This is a genomic window from Herbaspirillum lusitanum P6-12, assembly GCF_000256565.1.
GTDB lineage: Bacteria > Pseudomonadota > Gammaproteobacteria > Burkholderiales > Burkholderiaceae_D > Herbaspirillum > Herbaspirillum lusitanum.
On sequence record NZ_AJHH01000657.1, the window covers coordinates 1 to 639 of the forward strand.

At 59.3% G+C, this 639-nt stretch carries 1 protein-coding gene; it reads right to left on the reverse strand.

The genetic code is table 11. The features are described 5' to 3' along the window. On the reverse strand, nt 1–300 hold a 300-nt coding region (locus HLUSI_RS0121580), incomplete at its 3' end, for a M24 family metallopeptidase (protein WP_414087293.1). Nucleotides 301–639: the final 339 nt, after the last annotated feature.

Here is a 639-nt window from a genome sequence, read left to right on the forward strand (position 1 = left end):
CATGCGGCTGGTGTCGCCGTGCCAGCCGTCCTTGATCACCGTGACGTCGATATTGACGATGTCGCCGTCCTTGAGTACATCGCGCGTGCTGGGGATGCCGTGGCAGACCACGCTGTTGACCGAGGTGCACAGCGTCTTCGGAAACCCGTGATAGCCGACGTTGGCCGGCGTGGCTTTCTGGACCTTGCGGATGTAGTCGTGGCAGCGCCGGTCGAGTTCTTCGGTCGACACGCCGGGCACGACATACTCGCCGATCATCTCCAGCACTTCCGCCGCAAGGCCGCCTGCCACGCGCATCATGGCGATCTGTTTTTCGGTTTTGATGGAGACTGCCACGACGATCCTTGTTGAGATTAAAGACCTCTATTATCCCCGATCACGCCGGCAACTGCAGCGTTTCCCCCATGCAAGACAAGTACCGTGTAGCCCACGCCTCTTTCCACTTCCCCGCTTTTATTACCTTTCAGCTATCAGGAATTCACTGATACCGAAGAGTATGGCGATTCGATACTCTGGCTACACATCGGGCATAGCGGAATTTCCACCGGCCCGGCTTCGGCAGGCACGATCATCCGACGCCACACCGGCTCCCTGCCTGATGGCCAGATTCAGTCGCCCTTGCCGCCGGCAAGGTGCCCA